Origin of the sequence: Streptomyces sp. NPDC002176, from assembly GCF_044903645.1 — a bacterium.
In the GTDB taxonomy this organism is placed as follows: domain Bacteria; phylum Actinomycetota; class Actinomycetes; order Streptomycetales; family Streptomycetaceae; genus Streptomyces.
This window is the reverse complement of record NZ_JBJDQW010000004.1, coordinates 59,290-73,028: the sequence shown is the minus strand read 5'-3', so window position 1 is coordinate 73,028 and position 13,739 is coordinate 59,290. Positions and strand designations below refer to the sequence as shown.

The window sequence follows — 13,739 nt, the reverse complement described above, 5'->3', positions numbered from 1 at the left end:
CGGCCCTCAGCGCGAGGGACGGAAGCAGGCCGTGACCTCCTTGCCGCGCGGGCACGCGTACGCACCCCAGCTGTCGGCCAGAGCGTCCACCAGCAGCATGCCCCGGCCGCCGGTCGCCACGCTGCTCGGACTGCGCTGCTCGGGCAACTGCGGCGAGGCGTCGTGCACGGTGACGTGCAGGCACTCGCTGTCCCAGGTCAGCACGAGCTGCGCGGTCGCCTGGGCGTGCACATGCGCGTTGGTGACCAGCTCGGACACGGTCAGCAGCACCGCGTCCACCGTCTCCGGCGCGCTCCGCGCCCACTCCAGGGTCTCCAGATGTTCTCTGGTCCAGTCCCGCGCCACCTTCACCCCGCTGCTGACGGGCAACGATCGCGCCCATCCCACGGCCCGCAGGGAAGACGCGCTCACAGAAGATTCGTCCACGCTCATGACACCCGCCTTCCCCGCGATCGCCCCCGCACCCCGACGGAATCCTTGACTTCGTGACCAACGTCCGCGTGACGACGGGCGAGCGGGTCCGGACGACGGAACGGGCCCCGGCCGAGGCGGAAGTCCGCTCGGCCGGGGCCCGTTCGAGGCCGCGGGGGCGCGTCAGCGGCGCTTCCGGCGGGCCAGGAGCGTCAGTGCGACGACCGCGACCGCACCGGCGGCGATCAGCTTGCGCTTGTCGCGGACCTGCTCGGGAGCCCGGTCCTGCCAGAGCTGCTCGGCCTGCACGGCCTTGGCCCGGACCTGGGTGGCCGCCGTGGCCGCCTTCTCCTTGACCGGGTCCGGCACCTTCTCCGCCAGCTTCTGCGCGGTCTCGGCGGTCTGCACCTTGAGCGCGGCCGCCTTCTCCTGGGCGCGGGCCTTGACGTCGGCCTTGTCGGTGAGCGCCTCCACGGTCTCCCCGAGCTCGTGGCGGGTCCGCTCGACCTGCTCACGCAGCTCCTGCGGGCTCGCGGAGGAGGACTCCTCGAACGGCTGCTGTGTCATCGCTTGGCACTCTCCTTGATCTCGGCCACATCGGCCTTCACACTGTCGATGGTCTGCTCCGGCGCGGGCGGGGCGGCCATGCCGACCTCCTTCTTGCCGGTCAGGGCGAGCACCGCCGTGACCACGCCGAGGACACCGGTGACGATGAGCGCCGCGGCCCACACCGGCAGCGCCACGGCAAGACCGGCGATCGCTGTGGCCACCAGGGCCTGGAGCGTGAGGAAACCGACCAGGCCGGCGCCTCCGAAGAGCCCGCCGCCCTTGCCGTACCGCTTGCCCTTCTCCTTCATCTCCGCCTGCGCGAGGCGGAGTTCGCCGCGCACCAGCTCGGTGAGCTGCTGCGAGGCGCGTTGCACCAGTTCGCCGACCGGCTCGTCCCGGGCCACCGCTTGCTCACGGTCGGGCTCGAACATGACCATCACCCCTCCTGCGTATCCGGAGAACCGGATGCCCCGCATACGCGTGAGGACGCCTGTCCGGACCTTGATCCACAGGGCCCTCACACCGAAGGCACCGGTATGGACGAGGCAGGTGGGTGACGTGTTACGGCTGTGGCCAGCGGTCCGCTTCGCGGGGCGTCGGTTCGTCCGTCGGGAAGGTGGTGGTGGCCGGGCCGCTCGGGGCGAGGATCTCGTCGCCGAACAGGTCCTGCAGCCAGTTGGTCTGGTAGACGGTGTCGAGGTAGCGCTCGCCGAGGTCCGGCGCGATGGCCACCGCCGTCATGTCGCGGGTGTCGTGGCGGGCCAGCCACTCGGTCGCGCCGCTGACCACCGTGCCGGTCGACCCGCCGAAGAGGAAGCCGCGCCGGGCCATCTGGTGGCAGGCCCGGATGGTGTCCGCCTCCTCCACCCGGATCACCTCGTTGACGTAGGACTCGTCCAGCAGCGGCGGCCGCATGCTCATCCCGAGGCCGGGGATCATCCGGCGGCCGGGCTCCCCGCCGAACGCGACCGAGCCCACGCTGTCCACCGCGATGATGCGCACCGGCCGGTGCCACTGCCGGAAGTAGCGGGCGCACCCCATCAGCGTCCCGGCGGTGCCCGTGCCGACGAACAGCACGTCCAGGCCCGGGAACTGACGGGCGATCTGCCGCGCCGTCGTGCGGTAGTGCGCCTGCCAGTTTCCGGGGTTGGTGTACTGGCTGAGCCACACGTACCGGTCGTCGGAGGCGCACAGCGAGCGGACGTACTCGATCCGGGTGCCGAGGAACCCGCCGTTCTCGTCCAGGTCGGCGACGATGTGCACCTTGCTGCCGAGGGCCTCCATCAGCAGCCGGGTCGACAGGTTGCAGCGCGAGTCGGTCACGCACAGGAACTTGTAGCCCTTGCTCGCGGCGATCATGCTGAGCGCCACGCCGAGGTTCCCGGACGAGGACTCGACGATGACGGAGTCCGGCTTGAGAATGCCCTCCCGCTCGGCGCTCTCCACCATCTCGTTCGCGGCCTTCAGCTTGATGGAGCCGGCGAAGTTGAAGCCCTCGCACTTCAGGTAGAGGGGACATCCGAAGATCGACTTGAGGTCGACGAAGAGATGGCCTTCGTTGAAGTCATGGGGAGCGGATATGACGGGCACGGTGGGCCTCCTGGTACCGGGGAAGGGCAGCGCTCTCAGCCGTACCGGCGCAGGTCGTGGAAGAAGTTGTCGATGAGGCCGAGGTTTCCCGCGGCGGCCGTCTCGTCGTAGACGTACTTGCCGACGGCGAGGTCGAGGACGCCGAGGCCGAACGGCGAGAAGACGATCGGCCGGTCGGGCGGCGGGGCGGCCCGGCCGAGCATCACGTCGTTGAGCGTGCCGTTGAGGAAGTCCCGGTTCCCGGTGCGCTGTTCGACCAGGTGCGGGGAGGTGTCGGCCTTCAGGCAGTGCTCGACGTCGTCGACGAAGTTCGCCGACGCCAGCAGGACTTCCGGGGCGAGGTCGCGCAACGAGACGTGCAGGACCAGGGGGTTGTGGGCGAACAGCGAGGCGTCGGTGACGTGCGGCTGGCCCGCGACCGTGGCGAAGACGACCAGGTCGCTGGAGCGGATCAGGTCCGCCGCGCTGTCGTGGACGGTGACCTCGGCGCCCGTCCCGCTCTGCCGCAGGTAGTCGCAGAACCCGGCGGCGCTGTCGGCGGCCAGGTCGTGCACCCCGACCGTCTCGAACTCCCAGCCGGTGCCCGCGAGGAAGGTGTGGATGTAGCGGGCGATCAGACCGGTGCCGAAGAACCCGACGCGGGTCGGGCGGGGCCGGTTGCGGCTGAACCAGTCGGCGGCCAGCGCGGCCGACGCGGCCGTCCGGGTCGCGCTGATGATGGAGCTCTCCAGACAGGCGAACGGGTAGCCCGTCGTAGGGTCGTTGAGGATCAGCACCGCCGACGCGCGGGGGAGCCCCGACCGGACGTTGTCCGGGAAGCTGGAGATCCACTTCATGCCGTCGACCCCCACGGACCCGCCGACCGAGGCGGGCAGCGCGATGATCCGCGAGCTGGGCCGGTCGGGGAACCGCAGGAAGTAGGACGGCGGGTTCACCGAGTCCCCGGCGCCGTGCAACCGGTAGGTCGCCTCGACCAGGTCCGTGATCTCCTTCTCGCGCCCGGTGAGGGCCTTCTGCACCTGCTCACCGGAGATCACCGCGAACGTCGGCGAGGCCGGATCGGGTGCGGCGGGCCGCGCGGGGGTGGGCAACAGGTCGGTCATCGCGTCCTCGCCTCCGGGTTCGTGGCACCGGCGTCCAGTCGGCGCGGCTCGGCCATGCCGACCAGCACCTGCCTGTCCCCGGTGTAGGGCTCCCTGCTGTGCGCGGTGCGCACGTTGTCGACCAGCAGCAGGTCACCGGCCTGCCACGGCTCGCGCCGGGTGTGCTTCTCGTACGTCGCGTTGAGCAGCTCGACGACGTCCTCGCCGATCGGCGTGCCGTCCCCGAAACGGGTGTTGAACGGCAGGCCGTCCGCGCCGTAGATGTCCACCAGGTACTCGCGCACCTCGGGGGCGAGCGTCCACTCGTTGAGGAAGGCGATCTGGTTGAACCAGCACGCCTCACCCGTCACGGGGTGCCGGACCACGGCCGGACGCCGCTGCGCGGTCCGCAGGGAACCGTCCGGCTGCCAGGTGAAGTCGATGCCGTGCGCCCGGCAGTAGCTCTCCACCCCGGCGCGGTCGGCGGTCCCGAACGACTCCTCCAGGGACGCCCCGATCTCGTCGTTGTACGACCGGGTGAGCAGCCAGCCCGTCCGCTCGAAGCGCTCTCGCACCTCGGGGGGCAGCTCCCGCAGCACCTCCGTCGCGTCCGCGACCGCCGTCGCCCCGCCGTCCTCGGGCGCGGTCAGGCAGGCGAACAGCATCAGACCGGGGGGCTCCTGGGTGTAACTCAGCTCGTGGTGCATGCACATGGGCTGGTTGGCGGGCCAGGTCGTGGACTCGTACACACCGGAGCCGTAGGTCTCGCGCGGTGCGAAGGACTCCCGCTCGGTCATCAGACCGCCGGTCAGCTGCGCGAACACGGCACCGACCTGCTCCGGGTCCCGCAGCCCCAGGCCCCGGACCAGCAGCGACCCGTGCTCGGCGACCTGGGCGCGCAGCGTGTCGCGGTACCGCGCCGCCCATGCGGGCACATCGGCCGGGGTGTCGATGCGGGCCACCGGCGGTCTGCCCGGCCGCAGCTCCACATCGAGCCGGGCCGACAGGGATGAGGTCGACATCTCGGTTGTCCTTTCGGTCGCCCGTCACTGGGCTGGGGGAGGGGTCAGGAGGAGGCCAGCGGTTCGGCGGCGGCCAGTACGGCCTTCGCCGCCTCGGTGGGGCGCAGGCGCGGGAAGTAGTGCCCGCCGTCGGGGAGTTCGTGCAGGTCCACCCGGTCGGCCAGCAGCAGCCAGTCCCGGTGGGCCCCGGTGTACCCGGCCGTGTACGGGTCGTCGGCGGCCACCACCACCGACACCGGGGCCGACAGCCGCACCGCCGGTGGGTTCTTCAGGGCCTCGCAGAAGTACCGGTGTGCGGAGAGGCAGTCGTGCCGGTACGCGGCGCCGACTCGCTCGGCGTGCCGCGCGGTCAGCTCCGCCAGCTCGACATAACCACCTTCGTCGGCCAGCCGCGCGGCGATCTCGGCGTCGCTGCGGACCGACAGCGCCTCCACGGCGGCGTGCCGCTCGGCGGCGGTGCCGAGCAACTGCGCGCCGAGGAACAGCCGCGCCACCTCCACCCCGCGCTCCTGGAGCCTGCGGGCCGTCTCCACGGCCGGCGCTGCGCCGGACGAGTGGCCCCACAGCATGACCCGCGTCAGACCACGCGCCGTGATCTCCGCCGCGACCCGCTCGGCCACCTCGGTGATCGAACCGAACGGCTCCTGCCGCCCGGCCAGGTCGTGCCCCGGCAGGTCCACCGCGAGCACCGACATCCCGCCGCCCGCCAGCGCACTGGCCATCGGCTGGAAGTTGACCGCGTTGCCGCCCGCGTACGGGAAGCACACGAGCGCGCACTCCGGCGTCCCGTCCGCCTCCGCCAACGGCTGGAGCAGCTCCCCGCTCTGCCGGGCCGCGCCGTCCAGGAGGGCGGCCAGATCGGCGAGGACCGGGTTGCGGGTGATGTCCTTCAGCGACACCGCGCGGTCCAGCGCGATGGTCAGCTTCACCGCCGTCAGGGAGGTGCCGCCGGAGTCGAAGAAGTGGTCCTCGCGGCCGATCCGCTCCTCGGGCACGCCGAGCAGCACCGCCCAGGCGGCCGCGAGCCTCCGCTCGGCCGGGGTACGCGGCTCCCGGCCCCCGGTGCCGTCCACCGCCGCGGGGGCGGCCCGTTCGGCCAGCGCGGTGAGCGCCTTCCGGTCGATCTTGCCGTTGGCCGTCAGCGGCAGCGCCGACCGCCAGTGGAAGTGGGCGGGCACCATGTACTCCGGCAGTCCGGCACCGAGCGCCTCGCGCAGCACCTCCACGGGCAGCTCGCGCCCCGCGTAGAAGGCGGCCAACTGCTGCCCCTGCCCGGCCCGTTCGGCCACGACGACCGCGCCGTCCCGCACCCCGGGAACCCGCAGCAGGGTGTTCTCGATCTCGCCGATCTCGATGCGGAAGCCCCGGATCTTGACCTGGTTGTCCCGGCGCCCCAGGAACTCCAGCTTGCCGCCGGGATGCCAGCGCCCCCAGTCGCCGCCCAGGTAGAGCCGCTCACCCGGCCGGAACGGGTCCTCCCGGTACGCCTCACGGGTCCGCTCCGGATCATTGACGTACCCCCGGCCCACACAGACCCCGGAGAAGGCGATCAGCCCCGGCGCGCCCAGCGGCACCAGTTCGAGGCGCTCGTCGACGACCAGGACGCGCACGTTGTTCACCGCACGCCCCAGCAGGACGCGTTCGCACGCCCTGTCGATGATCTCGTGGTTGGTGTCGTCCGACGTCTCGGTCAGGCCATAGGCGTTGACCAGCCTGATGCCGGGCTGCACTGCGAACCAGCGCTGCGTCAGTTCCGGTTTGAGCGCCTCACCGGTCACGGACACGAAGCGCAGGTCCGGGAAGTCACGCGGGTGCCGCTCCAGGTAGGAGACCAGGACCTCCAGATAGGAGGGCACGAGCTGGGCGACGCCGACCCGGCCGTCCACGAGGGTGTCGGCGAACCGCTCCACGTCCATCAGCACGTCCTGCTCCACCAGCAGCGTCCGCCCGCCCACCAGCAGCCCGGAGATCAGCTGCCACAGCGAGATGTCGAAGCACTGCGGTGCCGTCTGCGCCACCACCCCGCCCTCGCCGACCCCCAGGTCGTCGATCTTGGCGAAGAGGTGGTTGAGCATCCCCGCGTGCTCGCACATCGCGCCCTTCGGCTCGCCCGTGGAGCCGGAGGTGAAGTAGATGTAGGCCAGCTGCCCGGGGTCCACCGTGACACCGAGGTCGTCGTCGGCGTGGCCTTCCGCGTACGCGTCCTCGATGAGCAGCCGCTCGGTGCCGGGGACATCGGCCAGCGCCCGGTCGAGCGTGGCGGTGCTGCCCGACTCGGTCAGCACCAGTCGGCACCCGGCCCGGGAGAGGGTCGCCGCGATACGGCCGGGCGGGAAGTGCGGCTCGATCGGCAGGTAGACGCCGCCCGCCTTGAACACGGCCAGCGTCGCGGCGGGCCAGTCGAGATTCCGCTCGGTGACCACGGCCACCACGTCCTCCCGGCCCACCCCGCGCGCCACCAGCGCCCGCGCCAGCCGGTTGGCCCGGCGGTTCAGCTCGCCGTACGTCCACTCCCGGCCGCCGTGCACCGCCGCCACCGCGTCCGGGTGCTGCCGTGCGCGCCGCTCGAACAGTTCGTGCGCCCTCGCGTCCGGCAACTCCCGCACGGGTCCGGCCAGGCCCTCCAGCTGCTCGTGCCGCTCCTGGTCCGACAGCAGGTTCTGAGCCGTGTGCTCCGCGTCGAGGTCGGCCGCCATCAGCTCCAGCGCCCGCAGGTGGTACCCGGCGATCCGGTCCGCGCTCCCGGTGTCCAGGACGTCCGTCCGGTACCGCAGGACCAGGCGCCCCTCGGCCTCGGACCAGTGCACATGGAGGACGCGGTCACCTGTCAGCGGCTCCAGAGGACCGAACACCACCTCGTACGAAGGTTCGGTCACGCCCAGTTCGCGCCGCAGGTCCGTCAGGGGGAAGTCCCGGTGCGCGAGCACCTGTTCGTGCGCGCGCCGGGCCTCCGAGAGCAGCTCGCGCCAGGTGCCGGGGGAGACGGTGAGTCGGCAGGGCAGGGGCTCGCCGTCCGCGTCCGCCGCGTACCCCGTCACCACGTCCTGCTCGCCGGAGAGGGCGGACAGCACCTTGGCGTGCGCGGCCAGCAGCAGCGCCTCCACCGGAACCCCGAGCCGTCGCGCCGACAAGCCCACGGACCCCGGCACCGGCACCTCGTGCTCGGCCGTACCGGCGACCGGCACCTCGGCCCAGCGCGGTACCGCGGTGAATCCGCCGGCGGTCAGCACGCCGCTCCAGAACTCCCGGTCCGCCTGCACACGCGTTCCCATCGGATGCTCCCTCAATTCACGGACGCCGTGGCGGCGCTGTCGACGGACGGTGGGGTCCTGCGGCCGGTACCGGCGGGCAGGACCGCGGCCTCCGGCATCTCCACGGCGGGGTTGCCGCCCCAGCGCGCGTGCGCGGGGACCTCCTCGCCCTTCATGAGGAAGGAGTCCGGCGCCAGCCGCGCGCCGTCGCCCATCGTCACGCCGTAGTGCACATGCGAGGCGACGCCCAGGGTGCAGCCCGCGCCGAGCGTGCTGATGTCGGACTTGAAGGTGCCGTCCTCCTGCGAGTGGCACTGGACCTTGCTCCCTGCGTTCAGGGTGCAGTCGTCGCCGATGACGGCGAGCGTGCGGTCCGTCATGTAGCAGCCGTCGTCGAACACCCGGCGGCCGACGCGGACACCCATCAGGCGCCAGACGAGGGCCTTGAAGGGGGTGCCGTTGTAGATGTTCAGGTGTCGGTCCGGCACCTTCCACAGGCGCTCCTGCGCCCAGAAGGCCGGGTCGTAGATGGAGCACAGCATGGGGCGCAGGCGGCGGAAGCGGGTCAGGCAGCGCTCCAGCAGCACGTAGTAGAGCGTGGACAGGGCCAGCGTCAGCGCCATGTAGGTCGCGATCACCACGTGCCCGAGCACGCCGTACAGCTCCACCGTAGCCAGTGCCAGCATCGTGAGCCCGAGGACGTGCAGCCAGCGCACGAAGAGCATGAAGGCCATCGAGCGCAGGTTGAAACGATTCTTCGCGGAGAGTCTCCGGCTCAGCGTCTCCCCGGTCCTGAGGTCGTCGAACCGGGCGTCGCGCTCCACCGACCTGGGGATCTCGAAGCACGGCGAGCCGAGCAGCCCGACGCCCTCGCGGATCTCCCCGTCGAGCGGCACCATCACCTTCGTCGCCAGCAGACAGTTCTCGCCGGTCCGGCCGCCGATGGGATAGGCGATGTTGTTGCCCAGGAAATTGCGCGCCCCGATCGTCGCCCGCGACACCCGGAACGACGTGGCCGAGTAGTCCGCGTTGATCACGGAGAGCCCGTCGGCCACCATCGTGCCGCTGCCCACGGTGACGTGCAGCGGGCTCTCGTGCTGCAGCTCGGTGCCGAAGTTCGACCCGGTCTGCTCGACGTGGGAGAGGTCGTACCCGATGCCGCGCAGATAGTTGACGATGTACGAGCTGTCCCCGAAGAGCCAGGCGAAGAACTTGATGTTCGTCATCCGCGCCGTCGCCCGGTGCACCGCGTACCGGAACCCGTAGAGCGGGAACACCCGGTCCGCCGGGACCACCAGGTTCAGCAGCCGGGGCAGGGTGCACAGCAGGACCAGGCCCAGGACCACGAAGCCGACGAACAGGCTCAGGGAGAGGACGACCGCGTCGGTCACCAGCTCCGCCAGGGGCAGCGCCGTCTCGGGGTCGAGCCGTCTGCGGACCGCGGGCACCGCGTTGAACAGCATGTACAGGCCGCCCACGCCCAGCGGGATGTACAGCAGGAACAGCTGGAGCAGCGAGCCGAGTCCGAACCAGGCCCGGCGGGCGGTGCCGCAGCGGGCGGGCGCGACCCGCAGATAGTCCACGTCGGTCGCCTGCGCGGGGGAGCCGTGCCGGTGCTCGCCGTCCGGGACGGCCTGGCCGGTGTGCAGCGACGAGGAGTGCCCGAGCTGGGCGCCGTCACCCATCGAGGTGTCGATGTCCAGGACGGTCTTCTCCCCGATGTACACGTCCCGGCCGATGCTGATCCGGCCGGTCTGGATGAGCCCGGCGTGCGCCCGGTAGCCGAGGAAGAACGTGTCCTTGCGGATGACCGTCCCGGAACCGATCGTCAGCAGGTCCGTGCAGACCGGTACGGAGTGGGAGAGGATCGTCACCCCCTTGCCGATCCGCGCGCCCAGCGCCCGCAGATAGAACACGTACAGGGGGTTGCCGATGAAGAGGATCATCGGGTTCGCGTGCAGCAGCGCCTTGACGACCCAGAAACGCAGGTACGAGAGGCCCCACACAGGGAATTCACCGGGTTTCCAGCGCCCGACGAGCAGCCATTTGGCGACGACGGGAAAAGCGCACAGGGCCACGAATCCGATGCCGCCGAACAGCAGGGACCGCAGATAGACGTCCACCACACCGGAACCGTCGGCGACCCATTCGTATCCGCCCGCCGTCGCGAAACCGGCGACCAGTGAATATCCCAGGAAGATCAGCAACTGGGCCGTGCCGCACAGCGTGTGGGAAAGCGTGCTCGCGCGTCTCACCGGTTCCGGCGGCAGCACGAGCGCGGCGGGGGAGAGAGAAGCCGGGGAATCGGCCGGGGCGGATTCCGCGAGAGCGGCCGCCAGGGCACTGATCGTGGGATACCGGTAGATGTCCTTCATGGACGGGGACGGCAGATCCTCCCGCTTCCGGACCCGTGCGCAGAACTGCGCCATGACCAGGGAATTGGCACCGAGGCCGTCGAAGAAATGAGCGTCGGCCGGAACGTTCTCCACACCCATGACATCGGCCAGCGCATCCGCCAGCCGCGCTTCGGTCCGCTCCACCGCCGGGCCGGTACCGCGCGGCTCGACGAGGGTGTGCTCGTCCGTTCCTTCTATATGGACGTCCGAGGACTGTTCCACCATGTGATCTCCTGGAGAACGTCTGGATCGCTGAGAACGTCTGGATCGCTTTTCGGCCACGTGCTCTTCTTTGATCACGAACTGCCGCTTCAGTTTCGGCCCGCCGCCGCCAGGCTGCCACTTCGAATCGATCAACCCGCGAGCCGGAAAGACCCCGGCAGGCCCGTGGTTTCTGGGCAGCCGCAGGTGAGGGGCACATCCGGGATCACCTGTTTGGCGGACCTCTCCGTCCCCGGCGCCGGTGGCGCAGCGCCCCGCGGTGTCGGATGCTGGACTGGCCGGATTCCAGCCGTCACGCACTGCCCTGCCTGCGTACGCCGCAGGCCGCTCACCGGGAGAGGCCATGGATTACACCGCCGTCGCCAAGCACGATCTCAAGACCGAGCCGCAGTACATCGACGCGCCGATGACCGCCGCGGCCGCGTTCCTGGTGCTGACCATCAATGACGGCGAAGCGGCCATGGACAAGGCGCGGTCGGTGGTGGCGAGCATCGAGGACCTGGTCAAGGACATCAAGATCCAGGTGAACACCGGCGTCTTCACCTGCAATCTCGGAATCTCGCACCACGCCTGGGAACCGCTGACCCGGAAACCGATGCCGAAGGAACTCAAGCCCTTCCAGGAGATCCGCGGCGCCCAGCACACCGCCGTCGCGACCGAAGGCGATCTCCTTTACCACATTCGCGCCGATTCGGTGGACCTGGTCGTCGAATTCGAGAAGATCCTCCTCGAGGCATTCGGTGATTCCGTGACCGCCGTGGACGATGTCACCGGATTCCGTTACTACAACGGCCGCGACCTCCTGGAATTCGTGGACGGCACCGCCAACCCGATCGGCCTCTCCCTGCCCGCGGCCACCCTGGTCGGCGAGGAGGACCCGGCGTACGCGGGCGGCAGCTATGTCGTCATCCAGAAGTACCTGCACGACCTCAAGGACTGGCGCGCCCAGACCACCGAGACCCAGGAACAGGTCATCGGACGCACCAAGTTCGACAACATCGAACTCCCCGACGCGACCGAGGGCCAGAAGTCCCACAAGACCCTGTGCACCATCCAGGACGCCGAGGGCGAGCACGACATCCTCCGCGACAACATGCCCTTCGCCACCCCCGGAAAGGGCGAGTACGGCACCTACTTCATCGGCTACTCCCGGCACCTGTGGGTCACCGAGAAGATGCTGGAACGCATGTTCATCGGCGACCCGCCGCCCCTGCACGACCGCATCCTCGACTACTCACGGGCGGTCACCGGAGTCACCTTCTTCTGCCCCGCCCGGAAGTTCCTCGTCGACCTCGCGGACTGAGCCGCGCGAGGTCCACGGACTGAATCGGGTGGGCCTGGACAGTCGCAGGGGTGAGGCGACTTTCTGGGAGGAAGCATGACGCTGGTCAAAGCGGGCGTGGTGGTGCTCGACTGTGCCGAGCCGGAGAAACTGGCCGCGTTCTACGAGGAGTTGCTGGACGGCGAACAGACCGTCGCCTCCGCCAACCTGGTGCAGATACGGGGTGCGGACGGCTTCCGCATCGCCTTCCGCCGGGATGTGAACGCCACGCCCCCGAGCTGGCCGCGCCCGGAGAACTCCCTTCAGGCGCATGTCGAGTTCATGGTGGACGACCTGGACGCGGTCGAGCGGCGCATCGTCTCGCTCGGGGGCCGTCCCATCGAGACCCGGGACGCGGTGGGCCCGCACGAGGAGCGCGGCTACTCCGATCCGGCGGGCCACTCCTTCACCGTGCGGCTGGCCCCGCCGACGGCGCCCAAGCAGGGCTGAGCACGGACGAAGACCGGGGGTGGCGGGCATCGGATCGGCCCGCCACCCCCGGTCCTCGTGTGCTCAGTCCCGGCCGCCCTTGTCGGCCACCGGCCACACACCCGTCGACCGCTCGATGGCCTTGGCCCCGGTACGGTCCACGGCGCTGCGCACGACCGCGAAGATCGCGCCCTGCACGGCCGCCGCGAGCAGCACCTCGCCCCAGCCGCGGTCGCGGTCCAGGGCGTCGGGGGCGTCCTCCTCGTGCCGTATGGCCATCCACGCCTTGCGGAAGGCCAGCCCGGCCAGCGCGCCACCGGCCCAGCTCATCACGAAGCCGACCGGCTTGTAGGTGAGCGAGAGTTTCTTCTTGGTCTTGTTCTTCGCCATGTCACGCTTCTTCCTCGTCAGGCCGTCCTCATGCAGGCAGACCTCGTGGTCCCACCCGCTCGTGCGGTGCCACGGGCCCCGGCGGCGTCCCCTCGCCGAACGGACGGCCGCCCAACTCCTCACGGTGGTGCGGGCTCAGCCAGCCGGAGAGGTCGGGGCCGAGCGGCACGATCCCGGTCGGATTGATGCCGGAGTGGACCTGGTAGTAGTGCCGCTTGATGTGGTCGAAGTCGACCGTGTCCCCGAACCCCGGCGTCTGGAACAGATCCCGCGCGTACGCCCACAGCACCGGGTTCTCCGTCAGCTTCCACAGATTGCACTTGAAGTGCCCGTGGTAGACCGGGTCGAAGCGGACCAGCGTGGTGAACAGCCGGATGTCCGCCTCGGTGATCGTGTCCCCGACCAGATAACGCTGCCCCGCCAGCCGCTCGGCCAGCGCCTCCAGCCGCCGGAACACCCCGGCGCACGCCCGCTCGTACTCCTCCTGGTCCGGGGCGAACCCGGCCCGGTACACCCCGTTGTTGACGTCCTCGTAGACCTCCGCCATCACCTCGTCGATCTCGTCCCGCAGGTGCTCCGGGTACAGGTCCGGGGCGCCCTCGCGGTGCAGGTCGGTCCACTGCGTCGCGAGGTCGAGGGTGAGCTGCTGGTAGTCGTTGGTGACCAGCTCGCCGCTCGGTACGTCCACGATCGCGGGCACGCTCACCCCGCCGGGCGCCCCCGGCTCCCGCTTCTCGTACGCCTCGGCGAGGTACCGGATGCCGAGCACCGGGTCCCGGCCGCCGGGGTCCAGGGTGAATCGCCAGCTCCGGTCGTCCTGGACGGGGTCGGTGACCGCCATGGGCAGCGCCCGCTCCAGCCCGAGCAGACGGCGCGAGATCACCGCCCGGCTGGCCCACGGACAGGCCCGCGAGACCACCAGCCGGTACCGCCCGGACTCCACCGGCCAGCCGTCCCGCCCGTCGGCGGTGATCCGGTCCGCGAAATGACTCCTGGACCGCTTGAACTTCTTGTGGCCCAAGGCACTGTTGCCGTCGCCACCCATGTCGCCTCCTCGCCGCACGGCTCTGGTCCGC

General features: G+C 70.5%; 11 protein-coding genes and 1 pseudogene. 2 read left to right on the top strand and 10 right to left on the bottom strand.

The features are described 5' to 3' along the window. Positions 1 to 6: 6 nt before the first annotated feature. The 8 genes and pseudogenes from ACI2LY_RS19475 to ACI2LY_RS19440 form a co-directional block, all read right to left on the bottom strand. Entirely contained in the window at positions 7 to 411 is a 405-nt protein-coding gene (locus tag ACI2LY_RS19475) for an ATP-binding protein (RefSeq protein ID WP_388997727.1), read from the bottom strand. A gap of 183 nt (positions 412 to 594) precedes the next feature. Further along, positions 595 to 978 carry a DUF3618 domain-containing protein gene (locus ACI2LY_RS19470; protein WP_404708229.1) on the bottom strand — a complete coding sequence of 128 codons (384 nt, stop codon included), beginning with the start codon at positions 976 to 978 and terminating at the stop codon, positions 595 to 597. Then, positions 975 to 1,391: a phage holin family protein gene (locus ACI2LY_RS19465; RefSeq protein WP_404708228.1), complete on the bottom strand. Its 417-nt coding sequence runs from the start codon at positions 1,389 to 1,391 to the stop codon at positions 975 to 977. The genes ACI2LY_RS19470 and ACI2LY_RS19465 overlap by 4 nt, the downstream gene beginning before the upstream one ends. A 130-nt stretch (positions 1,392 to 1,521) precedes the next feature. Then, positions 1,522 to 2,550 (bottom strand): 2,3-diaminopropionate biosynthesis protein SbnA, encoded by a 1,029-nt coding sequence (sbnA, locus tag ACI2LY_RS19460; RefSeq protein ID WP_404708227.1) that lies wholly within the window; start codon positions 2,548 to 2,550, stop codon positions 1,522 to 1,524. Between the two features lie 35 nt (positions 2,551 to 2,585). Next, a complete protein-coding gene (gene sbnB / locus ACI2LY_RS19455) occupies positions 2,586 to 3,653 on the bottom strand; it encodes a 2,3-diaminopropionate biosynthesis protein SbnB (protein ID WP_393915090.1) in 1,068 nt (355 codons plus the stop codon). Then, entirely contained in the window at positions 3,650 to 4,654 is a 1,005-nt protein-coding gene (locus ACI2LY_RS19450; RefSeq protein ID WP_404708226.1) for a TauD/TfdA family dioxygenase, read from the bottom strand. The genes sbnB and ACI2LY_RS19450 overlap by 4 nt, the downstream gene beginning before the upstream one ends. Before the next feature lie 44 nt (positions 4,655 to 4,698). Continuing rightward, a pseudogene (locus tag ACI2LY_RS19445) lies at positions 4,699 to 7,926 on the bottom strand (amino acid adenylation domain-containing protein); the annotation flags it as partial. A gap of 11 nt (positions 7,927 to 7,937) precedes the next feature. Beyond that, positions 7,938 to 10,526, bottom strand: a complete 2,589-nt coding sequence (locus ACI2LY_RS19440; protein WP_404708225.1) for a Pls/PosA family non-ribosomal peptide synthetase — start codon at positions 10,524 to 10,526, stop codon at positions 7,938 to 7,940. A gap of 340 nt (positions 10,527 to 10,866) precedes the next feature. Here ACI2LY_RS19440 and ACI2LY_RS19435 point away from each other — a divergent pair, with 340 nt between their 5' ends. Both ACI2LY_RS19435 and ACI2LY_RS19430 read left to right on the top strand, forming a co-directional pair. Further along, the gene (locus ACI2LY_RS19435; RefSeq protein ID WP_388997700.1) at positions 10,867 to 11,826 is read left to right on the top strand and encodes a Dyp-type peroxidase; all 960 of its coding nucleotides are present in this window, start codon (positions 10,867 to 10,869) and stop codon (positions 11,824 to 11,826) included. A 75-nt stretch (positions 11,827 to 11,901) separates the two neighbouring features. Continuing rightward, positions 11,902 to 12,294, top strand: coding sequence for a VOC family protein (locus ACI2LY_RS19430; protein WP_399721270.1), 393 nt, complete (start codon positions 11,902 to 11,904; stop codon positions 12,292 to 12,294). Between the two features lie 63 nt (positions 12,295 to 12,357). Here ACI2LY_RS19430 and ACI2LY_RS19425 read toward each other — a convergent pair whose 3' ends face one another. Further along, complete coding sequence (locus ACI2LY_RS19425; protein WP_161149839.1) at positions 12,358 to 12,663, bottom strand: DUF4235 domain-containing protein; 306 nt, start codon at positions 12,661 to 12,663, stop codon at positions 12,358 to 12,360. A gap of 28 nt (positions 12,664 to 12,691) precedes the next feature. Continuing rightward, positions 12,692 to 13,708: a glutathione S-transferase family protein gene (locus ACI2LY_RS19420; protein WP_404708224.1), complete on the bottom strand. Its 1,017-nt coding sequence runs from the start codon at positions 13,706 to 13,708 to the stop codon at positions 12,692 to 12,694. Between the last annotated feature and the right edge of the window lie 31 nt (positions 13,709 to 13,739).

Bases quoted from the DNA above. Each gene is read 5' to 3' on its own strand.
- ACI2LY_RS19450 (WP_404708226.1), bottom strand. From the start codon at position 4,654: ATGTCGACCTCATCCCTGTCGGCCCGGCTCGATGTGGAGCTGCGGCCG.
- ACI2LY_RS19435 (WP_388997700.1), top strand. From the start codon at position 10,867: ATGGATTACACCGCCGTCGCCAAGCACGATCTCAAGACCGAGCCGCAG.
- ACI2LY_RS19440 (WP_404708225.1), bottom strand. From the start codon at position 10,526: ATGGTGGAACAGTCCTCGGACGTCCATATAGAAGGAACGGACGAGCAC.
- ACI2LY_RS19420 (WP_404708224.1), bottom strand. From the start codon at position 13,708: ATGGGTGGCGACGGCAACAGTGCCTTGGGCCACAAGAAGTTCAAGCGG.
- ACI2LY_RS19465 (WP_404708228.1), bottom strand. From the start codon at position 1,391: ATGTTCGAGCCCGACCGTGAGCAAGCGGTGGCCCGGGACGAGCCGGTC.
- ACI2LY_RS19430 (WP_399721270.1), top strand. From the start codon at position 11,902: ATGACGCTGGTCAAAGCGGGCGTGGTGGTGCTCGACTGTGCCGAGCCG.
- ACI2LY_RS19425 (WP_161149839.1), bottom strand. From the start codon at position 12,663: ATGGCGAAGAACAAGACCAAGAAGAAACTCTCGCTCACCTACAAGCCG.
- ACI2LY_RS19470 (WP_404708229.1), bottom strand. From the start codon at position 978: ATGACACAGCAGCCGTTCGAGGAGTCCTCCTCCGCGAGCCCGCAGGAG.
- sbnB (WP_393915090.1), bottom strand. From the start codon at position 3,653: ATGACCGACCTGTTGCCCACCCCCGCGCGGCCCGCCGCACCCGATCCG.